Origin of the sequence: Sorangium sp. So ce375, assembly GCF_051473855.1 — a bacterium.
Taxonomy (GTDB): domain Bacteria; phylum Myxococcota_A; class Polyangia; order Polyangiales; family Polyangiaceae; genus Sorangium.
Genome location: NZ_CP150335.1, coordinates 5,245,348 through 5,262,209 on the forward strand (window position 1 = coordinate 5,245,348; position 16,862 = coordinate 5,262,209).

The window sequence follows — 16,862 nt, forward strand, 5'->3', positions numbered from 1 at the left end:
GCTCCGCGCGGCGAGCAGGGGGACCACATCGGCCTCCGCTGGCTCGCTGGTATCCGGTGTGGCGGGGTCGCGGCGGCGCCGCCACAGAAACGAAACGCGCGGCTAGCGGCTACGCTCAAACCTGGCTAAGAGGCCCCCTGTGACGACCTCATCCGCGATCCTCATCATCGGCTCGATGGCCTTCGACGACCTCGAGCTCCCCTCCGGCAACGCAAGAGACGTCGTCGGTGGCTCGGCCACCTACTCGGCGTTCGCTGCCTCGTGCTTCGCTCCGGTGCGCACCGTGGCCGTGGTGGGGGATGACTTCCCCGAGGAGACGCTCACGGCGATGCGCTCCCGAGGGATCTCGATCGAGGGCGTCGAGCGAGCACCTGGGAAGACGTTCCGCTGGGCCGGGCGCTACGACGTGGATCTCATCCACCGCACGACGCTGGACACGCAGCTGAACGTGTTCGCGTCGTTCGCGCCGAAGCTGCCCGAGAGCTACCGCGACACGCCCTTCCTCCTGCTCGGCAACATCCATCCCGCGCTCCAGCTCGACGTCCTCGAGCAGGTCCGCGCGCCGCGCTTCGTCCTCGCCGACACCATGAACTTCTGGATCGAGGGAGAGCCGAAGGCGGTCGCGGCGATGCTGCGCCGCATCGATACGCTCGTGGTCAACGACGAGGAAGCGCGCCAGCTCTCGGGCAAGTACAACATCCGCCGCGCGGCGAAGGAGATCCTGTCCCGTGGTCCGCGCCGGCTGATCATCAAGCGCGGCGAGCACGGCGCGCTGCTCTTCGACGAGGAGGGTGTGTTCGCCGCGCCCGGCTTCCCGCTCGAGGACGTCATCGATCCCACGGGCGCTGGCGATGCGTTCGCCGGCGGGCTCATCGGTTACCTGGCGTGCCAGCCGGAGATCACGCCGCTCGCGCTCCGTCGCGGCATGCTCCACGCGACGGCGACGGCGTCGTTCTGCGTCGAAGCGGTCGGCACGCGCCGGATCGCGACGGTGACGCGGGCCGATATCATGGCGCGCCTTACCGAGATCCGGGCCCTCTACGAGTTCGGCGCGAGCACCATGTGAAAGCCCCCTGGGGGAGGACCTGGCGCGAGGGCCTGCCGTGTGCGGTCGCTGTTCACCTTCCGGCGCATAGCCGTGCTAGACGACCGTCAAAGTGAACATGAACCTCACCACCCGTACATTCGCAGGCATCGCCTTGCTGGCCCCCCTCGTCTTCGGCTGCGCGGCCCGTACGGCGCCGTTCGACGAAATGGACAAGGCCCAGATCACGGTCCTCCGCCTCCAGGGGCAGGAGCTGGCCCCGACCCCCGTGGCGACGACCGGGGCCCCCACCCTCATTCCGGGCATCCCGCCCGAGCTCCAGCAGATGGGGCAAGCGGCCCTGCAGGGGCTGCAGCAGGCGATCCCCGGGCTCATCCCTCCCAACCTCATCCCGGGGCAGACCGCCAGCACGCCGGTCCTGCCAGCGCAGCCTCGGTTCAAGAACTTCGTCATCCTCCAGCAGCGTCAGCTCACGACCAGCGACGCTGACGAGGAGCTCAAGGACCAGATCCTCGACGTCTTCGGCGACGAGGGCAGCTTCACCGCGGACCGCGGCAACTGCTTCTATCCCGGCCTGGGCATCTCGATGGTGCGGCCCAACAACCCCACGCCGGTCGATCTGCTCATCTCCTTCTCGTGCAACCAGGCCATGGGAGACGGTTTCCGCTGGCCTTACGCGACAAACGGCTTCTCGTCCGAGACCCACCAGAAGCTCAGCGAGATCTACCAGCAGCTGTGGGGACAGGCGGTCCCGCCCGGCGCGTGATCCCCTGCCGCGGCGAGCACACCCGCCGGCTGATTTGTAATCAGCACCACATATCGTGACCTCACGGCCCGGATGCTAGACTCGGTCGCGCTCCCGAGGTCCCAGAGATGGGTCAGGAGCGCGCCGCACGACGTCATGATCCGCCAACCCCACCTGTTGCCGGGAAAGGAGCTCGGGCACTACGAGCTCCTCCTGCCCATCGCTCAGGGGGGGATGGCGACCGTGTGGGCCGCGCGCCGCAAGGGCCTTCGCGGCTTCCAGAAGACGGTCGCCATCAAGACGATGCTGCCGTCGCTGTCGGATGATCCCCAGTTCGAGAAGATGTTCCTCGAAGAGGCGAGGCTCGCCTCGGGGATCCATCACCCGAACGTCGCCGAGATCCTCGACCTCGGGGAGCAGGACGACGTCCTTTACATCGTGATGGAGTGGGTCGACGGCGAGGCGCTGTCGGTCGTCACCAAGGCGGCGAACAAGAGCGGCGTGGCCATCCCGTTGCGCATCGCGCTCCGCGTCCTCGGCCGCGCTTGCCTCGGCTTGCACGCCGCGCACGAGCTCCGGGACCCGCAGAACGACGACCAGCTGCTCGGGCTCGTGCACCGCGACGTGTCGCCCCAGAACATCCTCGTCACGTACGACGGCCACGTGAAGCTCGTGGACTTCGGGGTCGCCAAGGCGACGAACCGGGCGTGCAACGACACGACCGCGGGGCAGCTCAAGGGCAAGGTGCCGTACATGTCCCCGGAGCAGGCGCGCGGCGAGCGGGTCGATCGGCGCACCGACGTCTTCGCGATGGGGATCGTGCTCTACAAGCTGACGACCGGAGAGCACCCGTTCGCCGCAGAGAACGACCTCCTCACGCTGAAGCACATCACCTCGCGGCCAGCGCTCTCGCCTCGCCTGAAGGACCCGGATTTCCCGCCCGATCTGGAGCAGGTCCTGATGACGTGTCTCGAGAAGGACCCGGATCGCCGGTATCAGACGATGCTCGATCTGGAGAACGCGCTGGAGGCTGTGCTTGCCAAGGAGCCTCCGGTGACGGACCACGACGTCGGAGCCTTCGTGCGCGGGCTCCTGGGAGAGCGCAACCAGCGCCGGCGCGCCGCGCTGCGCGACACGGTCCGCATGCTCGACGAGCGCGCCTCCAACCCGCCCGAGGTGATGCTCGTTCGCGACAGCATCAGCGAGCTCTTCTTCACGCAGCTCCCCCCCGGTCACCCGAGCGCCCAGCTCCCCCCGTCGCGTCGGAGCGCCCCCGTGCCCTCGCGACCGCCGCTGCCGTCCGAGTCGCGGATCCCGAGCTGGCCTGGCCACGAGACGCAGCTGGGCCCGATCGAGGTCCCGGCGGCGCGGCGTCGCTCGGGAACGCTGGTGGCAGCGGCCGCGCTCGCGCTCGTCACGATGCTCGGCGCCGGGGTGATGTGGCTACAGCGGCCCGCGCCTCAGCAGAGCTCGTCCGAGCAGCTCACGATGCACGCCCGCGGCGCTGGCGCGGAGGCGGCCACCGCCGCGCCGGGCGCGCCGCCGGGTCTTGGCGGCGCATCCGCGCTCCTGGCCAACGGCGTCGGCGTCCGCGCCCAATCCACCCCTGGAGCGAGCGACGTCGGCACAGGTCCCGAGGCGCGCGGGGCGAGCGCTCCGGACCCCACGGCCAAGGGCGCGACGGCCGCGGCAATGCCGAGCGCTGCGGCGCCGGGCGCGACGGCCGCTGGATCAAGCGCCGCCAGCGCGCGCAGAACAACCCCGGGCAAGCGTCCATCGACGAAGTGGGTACCGACCGTGACAAATCCCGGCTTCTGAGCCGCCGCAGGGCACGGCAGCTCCGCGACGCGCTCCTCCTGGCAGCGAGCCTGGGCGTCGTCGGCGGCGCGCTGCTGTTGCGCCGGAGCCGAGCGTCCAGCGCCTCGCCGATCCCGGCGCAGGCGAGCGCGCCCACGGAGCCGTCGCCGCTGCCCAGAGGCGGCGAGCCCGAGCGCAGCGCGCCCGACGAGCGCGATGCGCAAGCGGGGTGCGACTTCGCCGACCCCGGCTTCGGTGTCTATGAACGCTGGCGCCCCCTCCCCCTGGGCAGGCTCCTCGTCCCGCCAGCACGCGCCGTTCGCGCAGACGGCGGCTACGATCTTCTGATCCACTTCCACGGCGCCGAGCCTGTCCGGAAGCTGCTGGCTCCCAAGGGCATGGATCTGGTCATCGCCGGGGTCGACCTGGGGACCCGATCGAGCGAGTACGCGCGCGCCCTCGAGGGCGGAGGCTGGGACGCGCTGCTCCAGGCGATCGATCGCGAGGTCGAGAGCGCGACCGGGAGCGCGGACGCGCGCGCGCGTCGCCTGGTGCTGTCGTCCTGGAGCGCCGGGTCCGGCGCGATCGGCAGGATCATCGAGCGCGGGAGCGGCCAGGTCGATGGCTTGATCCTGCTCGACTCGCTCTATGGCTCCTACATGCCGGGGCAGACGTCGCTCGTGCAGGGGCAGCTCGCCCCTTACGTGGCGCTGGCCAACGCCGCCGCGCGCGGCGCGCCGGTCTTCTACCTGACCCACACCGAGGTCCCGACGAGCGGCTACGCCTCCACGAAAGAGACGGCCACGTTCCTGCTTCGCGAGCTCGGAGCGGCCCCCATCGCGGTGACCTCGAGCGCAGACGACGCCCCATCAGCCACGCCTGGCAACGGCGCAGAGCAAGCAGCAGACGCGCTGCGGCTGACGCGCATGTATGACGGCGGCAGCCTCTACGTGCGCGGCTACGCCGGGGCGGGCCCCGGCGAGCACTGCGCGCAGCTGCGGCTGCTCCCCGCGATCCTGGCGGAGCACGTGCTCCCGGCCCTCCACCGCTGAGGCGCCGCTGTTGCGAGGCGGCGCGCGGCGTCTGCTCGGCGCGGGGACGCGCCGATGGGCCGGCGCGCGCCGAGCGAACCGCCGCGGATCAGTACGACTTCGCGAACACCACGCGCCGAGGGCTGGGCTTGCCGGTGAAGATGCACTGCCCTTCGCCCGTCACCGCGTCGGCCCACGGCGCCCCTTCGAACCCACCGGTCGGGATGCAGCGGATGGTCACCTTGTACGCATCCTTCACCTCCGCCTCGATCTCTGGATCGCCGGACCAGTGCGCCAGCGCGAACCCTCCTTGCGACTCCTTGCCCCCGGTCGACGCGAAGAACGCGTCGAAATCTGCGCGGCTGTTGATCACGTGCGTGTTGGCGTCGCGCATGGAGAGAGCGCGCGCGTAGAGCGACGCCTGAATGTCGGCAAGGATCTCCGTGATGCGCGCCGCGAGCTCCCCGCGCGCCATGCTCGACTTGTCCTTCGGCGAGCGGTCCCTGCGCATCACCACGGCCACCCCGCCGTCGACGTCGCGCGGCCCGATCTCGATCCGCAGAGGGACGCCCTTCTTCACCCACTCCCACTGCTTCTCGCCGCCGCGGATGTCGCGCCGATCGATCTCGACCTCGACGCGGCGCTCGCCGAAGCGCTGCGCGCGGAGCTCCTTCGCGAGCCCGTCGATGTACTCGTCGATCTTGGTGCGCGTGTCGTCGCCCCGGTAAACGGGCAGGATCACGACGTGCGCGGGCGCGAGGCGCGGCGGGAGCACCAGGCCGTCGTCGTCGCTGTGGGTCATGATCAGCCCGCCGACCAGGCGCGTCGATACGCCCCAGGACGTCGTCCAGGCGTACTGTTCGGTCTCCTCCTTTGTCTGGAACTTGATGCCGCTCGCCTTCGCGAAGTTCTGCCCCAGGAAATGGCTCGTCCCGGCCTGCAGGGCCTTCCGATCCTGCATCATCGCCTCGATCGCGTAGGTGTCGACCGCCCCGGGGAAGCGCTCGCTCGCCGTCTTCGGCCCCTCGAGGACAGGCATCGCCATGAAGTCGCGCGCGAACGTCGCGTAGACCCCGAGCATGCGCAGCGTCTCCTCACGCGCCTCGGCCTCGCTCGCGTGCGCCGTGTGCCCCTCCTGCCACAGGAACTCCGCTGTCCGCAGGAACAGGCGCGTCCGGAGCTCCCAGCGCACGACGTTCGCCCACTGGTTGATCAACAAGGGGAGGTCGCGGTAACTCTGGACCCAGCTCGCGAACGCCGCGCCGATGATCGTTTCGGACGTGGGGCGTACGATGAGCGGCTCTTCCAGCCGGGCCTGAGGGTCGGGGATGAGCCCACCGCCAGGGCCTGGCACGAGCCGATGGTGGGTGACCACGGCGCACTCCTTCGCGAACCCCTCGACGTGCTCCGCTTCCTTCTCCAGGAAGGACTTCGGGATGAACAACGGGAAGTAGGCGTTCTTGTGCCCTGTCGCCTTGAACATGCTGTCGAGCTCGCGCTGGATGTTCTCCCAGATCGCGTAGCCCCACGGCTTGATGACCATGCAGCCGCGGACCGGAGAGCTCTCCGCGAGGTCGGCCGCGCGCACGACCTGCTGGTACCACTCCGGGTAGTCCTCGTTGCGCGTGGGCGTAATGGCGGTCTTCGGCGCTTCGTTCTTGGCCACGGTCTCTGCTCTCCTCGATGGGCGGCTTGGCCGGCGGCCTTCCGATCTGGCCGCCTAGATCCCGCTGCGGACGGTCGGCTGGCGCCGGTGCCGCTCCGGGCTGAGCGCGCGACGTATCAGGAGCGCGGCAGGGTGTCGAGCGCAGCGGTCCCGGCCCCGGAGCCGCGCTGCCCCCTTGCTCGCTGGAGCGGCGCCGCTCGCGTCACGAGCCGCCACGCGCCCGGCCGCCTTCGCGGCGGCGCGCGGCCGTGGTACGCGCAGGGGAACGACGTGGAGTACGTCATCCTCACGCACGGCGGGGTGACCGCGCCGCAAAGCGGCTCGGACAGCTGCGCCAGGGCCGCCGACGAGGCGCGCGGCGCGCTGGACGCGGGCGGAGAGGCGCTCGCCGCGGCGATCGCGGCGACCACGCGCCTCGAAGACGACCCACGCTTCAACGCCGGGACGGGCTCGAACCTCCGCCTCGACGGGCAGACGGTCGAGATGGATGCCGCGGTCATGGCCAGCGACGGACGGTTCGGCGCCGTCGCGTGCATCGAGCGCGTGAAGAACCCCGTCCTGGTCGCCGCGAAAGTGATGGAGACGCCGCACCTGCTCCTCGCCGGCGCCGGGGCCACCGCGTTCGCTCGCCGGCTGGGGTTCGCCGACCAGGATCCGGTCACGGAGGAGGCGCGCCGAAAGCACGCCCGCGCCCTCGCCGCGCTGCGCGGCAGCGGCGAAGGCGACGACTACACGAACGACGCTGCGCGCTTCCATGCGCTCACGGCGACGCGGTTCTGGAACTTCGACGCCGAGCCGATCGAGTGCGACACCGTCGGAGCCGTCGTCCGCGACACGCACGGCCGCTTCGCCGCCGCGGCGTCGACGGGTGGGTCGACCTACGCGCTCCGCGGCCGCGTAGGCGACGTGCCGATCCTGGGCGCAGGGATCTATGCCGGCCCGCACGGCGCCGTGGCGGCGACCGGCGTCGGCGAGGAGATCGCCCGCCGCTTCCTCGCGCGGACGGTCTATGACTGGCTGGCCGACGGCGTCGCGCCAGCGCGCGCAGCGCAGCGCGGCGTCGCGATGTTCCCCGACGTGATCGCCATAGGTGTGGTCGTGGTCGGGAGGAGCGGCCAGGCGATCGCGTCGAACCGCACCATGCCGAGCGCGCAGCTCGTGGGCTGAGGAGCCGCAAACGACGATGCAGAGTGGAGATCCTGATGCGATCGTGGTGGGCGCGGGACCGAACGGCCTCACGGCGGCGGCGTACCTCGCCCGCGCGGGCTTCTCGGTGCTCGTCTTGGAGGCCGAGGGAGAGCCGGGCGGCGCGGTGCGCACGCGTGAGGTGACGCTCCCGGGGTTCCGCCACGATCTCGGCGCCGCGTTCTTCCCCTTCGGGCAGACGAGCCCCGCGCTGCTGCCGCTCGATTTGCCGGGGGCCGGCCTCGTGTGGCGGCACGCGCCGGTCGACAGCGCCCACCCGGCGCCCGACGGGACGTGCGCCGCGATCGCGCGCGACGTCGAGGCGACGGCGCGATCGCTCGGCGAAGACGGCCCCGCGTGGCGCCGGATCGCGGGCTGGCACGCGGCCACCCGCGAGCGGCTGCTGAACGCGCTCCTGTCCACGCCGCCCGCCCTCGGGCCGCTGCTCCGCTTCGGGCCGCTCAACCTGCTGCGCCTCGCGCAGGTGGCGCTCTCGAGCGGCCGTGGCTTCGCGACGCGCACCTTCCGGACGGAGGCGGCTCGACGCGTGGTCCCTGGGCTCGCCCTCCATACCGACGTGGGCCCGGACGATCCCTGCGGCGCGATCGTCGGCTTCATGCTCACCCTGCTCGCCTCGAGCGGCGGCTTCGCGGTGCCGGAGGGCGGCGCCGGCTCCATCACGAGCGCCTTGCTCCGGCGCGTCGAGGAGCGCGGAGGCGCCCTCCGCTGCGGCGCTCGCGTCGACCAGATCATCGCCAGCCAGGGGCGGGCGGTCGCGGTCCGGCTCGCGGACGGCCAGGAGATCCGCGCCCGCCGCGCCGTCGTCGCGGACCTCGCAGCGCCGACGCTGTACCTCCGCCTGCTCGCGTCAGAGCTGGTACCTGCGCGGGTGCAGCGCGCCATGCGCCGGTTCCGTCAGGGGTTCGGCACCTTCAAGATGGACTGGGCGCTCGACGGCCCGGCGCCTTGGTCTCACGAGGACGCCGCGCGCGCGGCGGTCGTTCACGCGGGCGACAGCCTCGACGATCTCTCGGCCTTCACGCGCCAGGTGCGCGCCGGTGCGCTCCCCGAGCACCCCTATCTCGTGATCGGGCAGCAGTCGCTGGTCGATCCGACACGTGCGCCGGCCGGTCGCCATACGCTGTGGGCCTACTCCCGCGTCCCCTCCTCGATCGAGGGCGGCTGGGCGGGCTCGCGCGAGCGCTTCGCCGATCGCATCGAGGCGCGGATCGAGGAGCTCGCCCCCGGCTTCCGGCAGAGGATCCTCGCCAGGACGATCTGGTCGCCGAAGGATCTGGAGGCGATGGACGCAAACCTCATCGGCGGCGATCTGGGCGGAGGCTCGGCCGACATCCGTCACCAGCTCATCTTCCGGCCGGTGTTCCCCTATTTCCGCTACCGAACGCCCGTCCGCGGCCTCTACCTGGGCTCGTCGTATGCGCACCCGGGCGCCGGGGTCCACGGCGCATGCGGGCACAACGCGGCCCTGGCGGTGCTCGAGGACGAGGGCTAGAGCGGGGCGCATCTTCGTGCGCTACGGGCTCATCCGCAGAGTGAAGCTCGCTCCGGCGGACTTTCGTACGCCTCACTCACTCGCCTGCCTAACGGCCGAGCCCGTATCACACGAATCTGCGCCCCGCTCTACGGGCACCGCCCTCTGGAGCGCTACTTCGACCGCGACGACGGGCCGTCGCGGTAGTCCGAGCGCTTCAGGCCGTGGCTGGCGATCTTCTCCTGGAGCGTGCGCAGCGGCATCCTGAGCCGCCGCGCGGCCATCGCCAGGTTGCCGTTCGTGCCACGGAGGGCATCGAGGATGATCTCCGTCTCCAAGCGGTCCATCTGTGCCTTGAGGCCCATCGGCGACGCGGAGCTGGGCGGCCCTGCGAGCTCGACGACAGGCCGATCCGGCGGCGGCGTGGAGCGTTTGCGCGCCGAGAGGGAGTGGATGCTCTCCGGCAGGTCGAGCGGGGTGATGACGTGCCCCCGCGCGATGACGACGGCGCGCTCGATGGCGCTGCGCAGCTCGCGCACGTTGCCTGGCCAGGGGTACTGCTCGAGGAGCGCGAGCGTCTCCGGATCGAGCGAGCGCACGTTCCTGCGGTGCACCTCGTTCGCCTGCCTGAGGAAGCGCTGCGCCAGCGGTCCGATGTCCTCGCGCCGCTCGCAGAGCGGCGGGATGCGCAGCGGCACCCCGTTGAGGCGGTAGAGCAGATCCGAACGGAACGTGCCCGCCTCGCACATCGCCTCGAGATCGCGGTAGGTCGTCGCGACGACCCGCACATCCACCTCGATCTCCTTTGTCGATCCCAGGCGGACCATGCGACCGGTGTCGAGGAGGCGCAGCAGCGCGGCCTGAGAGGATGGCGGGAGGTCGCCGATCTCGTCGAGCACCACGGTGCCGCCCGCGTACGTCTCGAAGACGCCCTCTTCCGCGTGGGTCGCGCCGGGGAAGGCGTCGGCCTCATGACCGAAGAGCGTGCTCTCCAGGAGCTGGGCCGGCACACCGCTGCATCCGACGCGGATCATCTGCTTCTTGTGGCGGGGGCCAGCCTCGTGGATCAGCCGCGCGAGCACGTCCTTGCCGGTACCCGTCTCGCCCTGGAGCAGCACGGGGGCGGACGAGCGCGCGAGGCGCATGGCGGTCTCGAGCACCGGCCGCATGGCGGGGCTGCGCATCACGAGCCCGTCGTCGCTGACCGCGCGCACGCCGCCCGCCGGCGTGGGTCCGCCCACCAGGTTGTGGATGCTTGGGAGCTTTCTCCGCTCCGGGAGGTCACGGCGCCCGTCCAGCGCATCGAGGTTGAGCACAGGCAGCTCAGCGCTCGCGATGACGCGCAGCGATGCGGTGATCTCCCCGAGCATCACCTCGTCGCCGGGCTTCAAGACGCCTTGCTCGATGCGCTGTCCGCTCAGGAAGGTGCCGTTGGTGGAGCCGAGATCCTCGATGAGCACATCGCCGCGCTGGAACGTGAAGCGCGCGTGGCGTCGCGACAGGCTGCGCTCGGGGATCGCGACATCGGCGCTCGGATCGCGGCCGATGACGACGCCGATCCCCTCGGTCAGCGGCACCGTCTCGGCGCCGTGCTGGTGGTAGATGATGAGCAGCACCTGCGGCTGCGTCCCGCGCTCGCGGCTCAGCTGCGTCAACACATCACGGACCTGGGACATGGCGATCGGGTCCGTCACGCCGAGCTCCGATTCGTACTGGACCTCAGGCGCTGCGAGCTCGTCGTGCGGCGTGGAGAACCGTACGGGCGGGGTTTCCACGGACGAGTCGACGCGAGCGTTCCCTTCCTCAGACGCGCCCGGTTCGCGGACGTCCGGCGGAGATGGACTCGTCGGAGCGGCCGGACGCGAGTGGTTCATGCGTTTTCTCTCATGCGTGCCCAAGGAGCCTCCGGCTCCGGATCCTGGCCCGCGAGCCCTGCTCGCGCTCGTCCCGTTATCCTATGACCATATGCCGCAGGTGGGCCAGCGCGCAAGGCGCGAGCAGCCCTTCGTCGGCGCTCCAGCGGTCAGCGGCACACCAGGCCACACCGCTCTCTACTCCGTCTCTCCCCGCCTCTCCCCGCCTCTCCCCGCCTCTCCCCGCCTCTCCCCGTCTCTCCCCGTCTCTCCCCGTCTCTCCCCGTCTCTCCCGCTCTGTTTCCTCGTCTTTGTCTTGCCCCTCTGCCTCGCTGCCTCGGCTTGGGCTTCGTCTCTGCTGACGCAACGCACGCAACGCACGCAACGCCCCCAGTCCTGTCTCCTTCGTTTCAGAAATGAAATCCTCGAACGCGACCTTCTGCGGGCCGGCTCCGGCGCTCCGCTCAGATCTCGCGAGCAACTTGCTCGCCCAAACCCGGTGATCGCGCCGATGACTCCTCGGCGCTGCCGTGCGCGTTGAAGCGCGAGCACGGCATGTCCTCGAGCGGCGGGAGCTCCGCATAGCCGCGGGGGCCGGCAATCTCATTGAAGCAGCGCCCGAGCCAGCCTGGAATGACGAGCGCGTAGGTGCGCGCGAGCCGCCGGGGATCGTCCAGCGTGCGCAGCATCGCGAGGTAGGTCACTTCTCCATAGGTCGCCTTGAAGGCGGCCGCCTGCTCAGGGCGCGCGACCCAGTTCATCACGCCGGCGCGGTCCGCTTCTGGATGGAACTGGACCGCCTCGACGCCGGGCGCGACCTGGAGCCCGAGGATCGCCCGGCCCTTGGAGATGCCGTCTCGGCTCTCGCGGGCAAGGAGCTGGCCGCCGAGGGAGCTCAGCAGGCGCTCGTCGAGGTTCACCGCCTCCCAGTTGCGGTGCTCGAACGCGAAGAGCCGATCCCCGAAAGGCGCCAGCAGCGGGTGTTGCTGGCCGACGGGGGTCGTATAGATGGGCATGACGCCGAACTTGCGATCGGTGCGCGGCACGACGTCGGCCAGCCTGTAGTGATGGACGACGAGCTCGAACGAGTAGCAGATCGCGAAGAGAGCTCGCCGCTGCGCGCCCCCCCGGATCGCCGACTCGACGACGCCGTCCACGAAACGCGCAAAGTCACGCGTCCAGGGCTCGCCCTCCCCATCAAAGGGAGAGCCGGGCCCGCCTGACGAGAGGTACAGATCGCAGTCCGTAGGGATGGGTGCGTTGGTGTCCCGGGGAGACACCTCGACGATCTCGCAAGACATGCCCGGATTGTAAGCCTGGACGCGTTCGAAGAACCCCATGGCGAGCCCGCGTAGACAGCGCATCGCCTGGTTCACGTGGCCATTGTTCATGTCCACGATGCACAACCGCAGCGGCCGACCGTTCACGACGGTAGCTCCCTGACCGGGCGTAGATGGAAGTGGATTCGAGCTCATCGGAAGGTGACAGGGTGCAAACGTAGACCCCCACGTTTTCTACCCATACCACCCCGCTGACCTCGCGAAAAGAATGGCTTTCTCCGTTACGTCAATTACGTCAGTCCTGTCGGCTACGTCCACTTACGTCCACTACGCCCGTTACGTCCGTTACGTCCGTTACATCGGTTACGTCCGTTACATCGACTGTTCCCACTGCTCCCGCTTGCTCAACTGATCCTGTTTGCGTCGATCATGTCCTTGATAAATGTTATGCCAATTACATTGGTTACAGCATTTACATCGATTATGTCCGTTACATCCGCTGCGTCGATTGAGCAGCGGGGGTTGTCGCACCAAGAGGAGCTCAAAACTCCTTCCTCAGCCCCGTGTTCATGGGGATCCTGTGTGTGATGAACAAACGGAATGGTTCGACACGTGATCCTCTGACCCGCCGCCATGTGCTGACGGGGCTCGGCGCTGCGATCGGCACTGCGACCTTCGGATGCAGCACCCCGGAGGGCGCGATGTCGCTCGAGAATGCCGAGCCGAGCGCGGGCAGCGCGGACGGGAGCGACGGCGCCGGAGGGGCAGGCGGCGCTGGAGGAGCGGGCGGCGAAGGACAGCCGGGCGATGGCGAGGCCGGCGGCGCGCTGGAGGATCGCTGTGCCGACACAGGAGGCCTGAGCCCCGCGGAGCTGCTGGCGCCCATCAGCACCATCGTCGTTCTCTGTATGGAGAACCGCTCCTTCGACCACTACCTCGGCTCGCTGCTGCTGAAGGAGGGCCGGCAGATCGACGGCCTGAGAGGCACGGAATCGAACCGAGCGCTCGATGGGACACCGGTGCCATCCTTCAAGCTCGACGACTTCACGCCCGCCGACCCGCCGCACAGCTGGGACGCAGCCCGCACGCAGTGGAATCAAGGGAGGAACGACGGGTTCGTCATCGCTCACGCGGGGCCGAACCAGCGCGACGTCATGGGCTATCACGTGCGGGAGCAACTACCGGTCCTTTACGCGCTCGCAGACGCGTCGGCGGTGTGCGAGCGCTGGTTCTCCTCGGTGCTCGGCCCGACCTGGCCGAACCGGTTCTACCTGCACGGCGCCACGTCGAGGGGCGTCTCCAGGAACGTGCCGGTCCCCGGGTTCACAAGCGTGTTCGAGCTGCTGAGCGACGCAGGGATCTCGAGCAGGAACTACTTCCACGACGTCCCGTGGTGCTCGGGCGCGTACTTCAGATTCAAGGGCGTCTCCGGGATCGAGCGGTTCTTCGAGGACGCGACCGCTGGGCACCTTCCCTCGTTCTCCGTCATCGATCCCCAGTTCTTCGGGGCCACAGCGAACGACGATCACCCGGACCACGACGTGCAACTCGGGCAGGTGCTCATCGCCAGCATCTACAACGCGCTGGCGAAGAGCCCGCAGTGGGGCCAGTGCCTCCTCGTGATCACCTACGACGAGCACGGCGGCTTCTTCGACCACGTCGCGCCGCCCACGACGGCGGATGACGATCCGCTGTTCACCCAGCTCGGGTTCCGGGTGCCGTCGATCGTCGCGGGCCCGTTCGTCCGGAGGGGCTGCGCGGTGAGCACCGTGCTCGACCACGCGTCGGTGATCCGCACGCTGGAGGCGCGCTTCGGCCTCCCCTCGCTGAACGCGCGCGCCGCTGGCGCGAACGATCTCTCGTGCTGCATCGACCCGGCGCTGCTCCGCGATCCCCAGAGGCCGATCGTCCTGCCCGAGATGGAGATCTCCTTGTCGCGGCTGCGCTCGCGGCCCGAGACAGGGATCTCCCAGCCGGAGCTGTGGGAGGCCGCGGAGCGCGGGCTCATCCCGCGGCACCTCGATCGCCGGAGCGAGGGTCCGGACATCGCGCGACGGGTGCTGGCGCACGCGGAGCGGCTCGGCACGGCGAGGCTCATGGACTGAGGCGCCGACCACCACCGGCCAGCCGGCGCCGAGGTCGCCCGGGGGCGGGAGGTCTGATAGAAGCGCCGCCGTGCCGCCTCATCTCGATCCGCCCGCCACCCTAAAGGCAGGGACCACGCCGGAGAGCGCAGCCCCGGGCGCACCCCCGGCGGCGAGCGCGAGCCCGCCGGCGGCGAGGCAGGAGGCGGCGCCCAGCGCGGCGCGCTCGTCGGCGATGGTCACCGCGGGGATCATCCTCTCGCGGCTCGTCGGGCTGCTCCGTCAGCGGGTGACGGCGCACTTCTTCGGCACATCCGAGCTCGCCGACGTGCTCGCAGCGGCGTTCCGCGCGGGGAACATCACCCAGAACCTCCTCGGCGAAGGGACGCTCTCGGCGACCTTCATCCCCGTCTACGCGCGCCTCCGCGCGGGCGGCGACGCGCGACGCGCGGCGCACTTCGCCCTCTCCTCCCTCGGGATCCTGCTGGTCGCCGCCGCGGCCGCGTCGCTCGCGGGCGTGCTCGCGGCGCCGTGGCTGTCCTTCCTGGTCGCCGCGGGCTTCGACGAGGACAAGCTCGCCAGCACGACCCGGCTCGTCCGGATCATCTTCCCGATGACCGGCCTGCTCGTGCTGTCGGCGTGGGGGCTCGGCGTGCTGAACGCGCACCGGCGGTTCTTCCTGCCGTACGCCGCGCCGGTCGCGTGGAGCGCCGCTCAGATCGCGGGGCTGCTCGCGTGCGGGGCGTGGCTCGGCATGCGCGGGGAGCCGCTCGCCGAGGCGCTCGCGTGGAGCGCGCTCGCGGGCGCGGCGCTGCAGCTTGCGCTCTTGCTCCCGTCGGCGCGCGCGCTGCTCGGCGGGCTCACGCCGCGCCTCGACGCGAGCGACCCGAGCGTCCGAGAGGCAGGCCAGAAGCTGCCCGCCGCGCTCCTCGGCCGCGGGATCATCCAGGTGTCCGGGCTCGTCGACACGCTCCTCGTGAGCTTCCTCGGCACCGGCGCGAACGCGGCCTTCAACTACGCGCAGACGGTCTACCTCCTGCCGATGAGCATCCTCGGCACCGGCGAGGCCGCGGTCGCCTTGCCCGAGATGGCGCGCGACACGGCAGAGGCGGACGTCGCGCGGCGCAACGAGGCGCTGTCGCGCCGGCTCGGGGCGTCGCTCGCGCGGATCACGGTGCTGACCCTGCCGGCCACGGCCGTGTTCATGGTGCTCGGGCGCGAGCTCATCACGCTGCTGCTGCAGACCGGGACGTTCGATCGGGCGTCGACGGCGCGGGTCGAGCCGCTGGTGTGCGCCTACGGGCTCGCGCTGCTCGGGAACGCCGCCGGACGCGTCCTGATCACCGCCTCGTTCGCGCTGGGGGACACGAAGACCCCGGCCCGCTACGCGCTCTATCGCGTGGTCGTCAGCACCGCCGTCGCGCTGGTCCTGATGCAGTGGCTCGACGTGCTCGGCGTGGTGCTCGGCGCTGTCATCGCGGGATGGGTCGAGGCGATCGCCCTCGGGCGCCGCGTGCGGCGCGAGATCGGCGGGCTCGGGCTGGATCAGATCCGGATCGGCCGCGTGGCCTTGCTCGCGGTGATCTCCGTCGGCTGCGGCGTGGCGCTGAGGGCGGCGCTGCCCGAAGCGATGGCCGCGACGCCGTGGGGTGCGGCGCTGATCCTCGCTGCGTGCGGCGGCGCCTTCGCCATCGCGGCGCCCGCGCTCGGCCTCTTCAGCCTGAAGTCCCTGCTGCGCCGGCGGTGATCGCGGGCGCCGCCGCGCGCGCACGGCCCCCCGCGAGCGTCCGGTGCCACGCGACGTAACGCTCGACGAACTCGCGCTGCGCGCGGTTCAGCGCGACGCGCGGGCGCCGCCGCTCGATCAGGGCGAGCGCCTCGCCCACCTCGAGGCCACCGCGGGTGGCGAGGTAGCAGAGCGCGAGCGTGACGCTCCTGCCGACGCCGCTCGCGCAGTGGACGTGGACGCGATGGCCAGCGACGATATGCCGCTCGAGGAACGCCACGCCGCGGGCGGCCTCCTCGAGCGTGGGAGCGCACATGTCCCAGCAGGGGATGCGCAGGTACTCGACCCCTGCCGCGCGCAGCGCGATCACCGGATCGTACAGCTCGCGCGAGACGTTGATCACGGCGCGGACGTCGAGGCGACGAAGCTCGGCGACATCGCCGGGGAGAAGGAACCCCCCGATCAGGAGGTTCGGGCTCACCCACGTGCGCCACGGGTGCCGTGGCCGGAGCGAGGCGGTGGCGCGGCGCAGCGCCAGGAACGCATAGAAAACAGCGGCATACGGCGCGATCAGGAGAAACACCAGCGCAGGGCGAAGGCGCACGCCCACCTCATGGCGTCGACGCTGGCGCGGCGCCAGCGGCCGGGCGGCACGCGCGCCCATGACACGCGCACCGAGCAGGCGCCGCTCGGGAACGGAGGATGCGCGTGCGTCGCGCGTCCCCTTGGGGCCCCATGGAACTTGGCCCGCCGCGCGCGGGCCGGGCATGCATCCGCAGATGCCGCCCGCTTTCCTGCCGACGGAACTCTCCCGGTCGGTTTCGCGTCCGCGTCTCCGGGCGCCCCTGCCCTGCGCGTCGCGGCGCCCCGACGACAATCCCCGCTCACGAGCCGTCGATGGGTGGCTCGCAAGCCTGCTCGTCGCGCTGACCGTGTGCGGGTGCAAGCCGGCAGGCGC

The 16,862-nt window shown here is 70.8% G+C and carries 12 protein-coding genes; 8 read left to right on the forward strand and 4 right to left on the reverse strand.

Annotated elements, in window-relative coordinates; all coding sequences use genetic code 11:
- The first annotated feature begins 139 nt into the window (after positions 1-139).
- The 4 genes from WME90_RS19495 to WME90_RS19510 all read left to right on the forward strand — a co-directional run bounded on the left by WME90_RS19495 (position 140) and on the right by WME90_RS19510 (position 4,639).
- Positions 140-1,066: a PfkB family carbohydrate kinase gene (locus tag WME90_RS19495; RefSeq protein ID WP_437282666.1), complete on the forward strand. Its 927-nt coding sequence runs from the start codon at positions 140-142 to the stop codon at positions 1,064-1,066.
- A gap of 97 nt (positions 1,067-1,163) precedes the next feature.
- The gene (locus WME90_RS19500) at positions 1,164-1,811 is read left to right on the forward strand and encodes a hypothetical protein (RefSeq protein WP_437282667.1); all 648 of its coding nucleotides are present in this window, start codon (positions 1,164-1,166) and stop codon (positions 1,809-1,811) included.
- 135 nt (positions 1,812-1,946) lie between these two features.
- The gene (locus tag WME90_RS19505; protein ID WP_437282668.1) at positions 1,947-3,608 is read left to right on the forward strand and encodes a serine/threonine protein kinase; all 1,662 of its coding nucleotides are present in this window, start codon (positions 1,947-1,949) and stop codon (positions 3,606-3,608) included.
- Positions 3,575-4,639, forward strand: coding sequence for a hypothetical protein (locus WME90_RS19510; RefSeq protein WP_437282669.1), 1,065 nt, complete (start codon positions 3,575-3,577; stop codon positions 4,637-4,639). Before WME90_RS19505 ends, WME90_RS19510 begins: the two co-directional genes overlap by 34 nt.
- A gap of 88 nt (positions 4,640-4,727) precedes the next feature.
- Here the strand turns inward: WME90_RS19510 and proS are convergent, their stop codons facing one another.
- Entirely contained in the window at positions 4,728-6,284 is a 1,557-nt protein-coding gene (proS, locus tag WME90_RS19515; protein WP_437282670.1) for a proline--tRNA ligase, read from the reverse strand.
- A gap of 132 nt (positions 6,285-6,416) precedes the next feature.
- Between proS and WME90_RS19520 the strand changes: the two genes are divergently transcribed.
- Both WME90_RS19520 and WME90_RS19525 read left to right on the forward strand, forming a co-directional pair.
- The gene (locus tag WME90_RS19520; RefSeq protein WP_437282671.1) at positions 6,417-7,451 is read left to right on the forward strand and encodes an isoaspartyl peptidase/L-asparaginase; all 1,035 of its coding nucleotides are present in this window, start codon (positions 6,417-6,419) and stop codon (positions 7,449-7,451) included.
- 16 nt (positions 7,452-7,467) lie between these two features.
- A complete protein-coding gene (locus tag WME90_RS19525) occupies positions 7,468-8,982 on the forward strand; it encodes a phytoene desaturase family protein (RefSeq protein WP_437282672.1) in 1,515 nt (504 codons plus the stop codon).
- Between the two features lie 152 nt (positions 8,983-9,134).
- Here the strand turns inward: WME90_RS19525 and WME90_RS19530 are convergent, their stop codons facing one another.
- Positions 9,135-10,835 carry a sigma 54-interacting transcriptional regulator gene (locus WME90_RS19530; RefSeq protein ID WP_437282673.1) on the reverse strand — a complete coding sequence of 567 codons (1,701 nt, stop codon included), beginning with the start codon at positions 10,833-10,835 and terminating at the stop codon, positions 9,135-9,137.
- 443 nt (positions 10,836-11,278) lie between these two features.
- Positions 11,279-12,205: a hypothetical protein gene (locus tag WME90_RS19535; protein ID WP_437282674.1), complete on the reverse strand. Its 927-nt coding sequence runs from the start codon at positions 12,203-12,205 to the stop codon at positions 11,279-11,281.
- A 590-nt stretch (positions 12,206-12,795) separates the two neighbouring features.
- Between WME90_RS19535 and WME90_RS19540 the strand changes: the two genes are divergently transcribed.
- Both WME90_RS19540 and murJ read left to right on the forward strand, forming a co-directional pair.
- Positions 12,796-14,199: an alkaline phosphatase family protein gene (locus WME90_RS19540; RefSeq protein WP_437282675.1), complete on the forward strand. Its 1,404-nt coding sequence runs from the start codon at positions 12,796-12,798 to the stop codon at positions 14,197-14,199.
- A gap of 70 nt (positions 14,200-14,269) precedes the next feature.
- Positions 14,270-15,925, forward strand: coding sequence for a murein biosynthesis integral membrane protein MurJ (gene murJ / locus WME90_RS19545; protein WP_437282676.1), 1,656 nt, complete (start codon positions 14,270-14,272; stop codon positions 15,923-15,925).
- Here murJ and WME90_RS19550 read toward each other — a convergent pair.
- Positions 15,894-16,508 (reverse strand): protein-tyrosine phosphatase family protein, encoded by a 615-nt coding sequence (locus WME90_RS19550; protein ID WP_437282677.1) that lies wholly within the window; start codon positions 16,506-16,508, stop codon positions 15,894-15,896. The genes murJ and WME90_RS19550 overlap by 32 nt on opposite strands.
- Positions 16,509-16,862 lie beyond the last annotated feature (354 nt).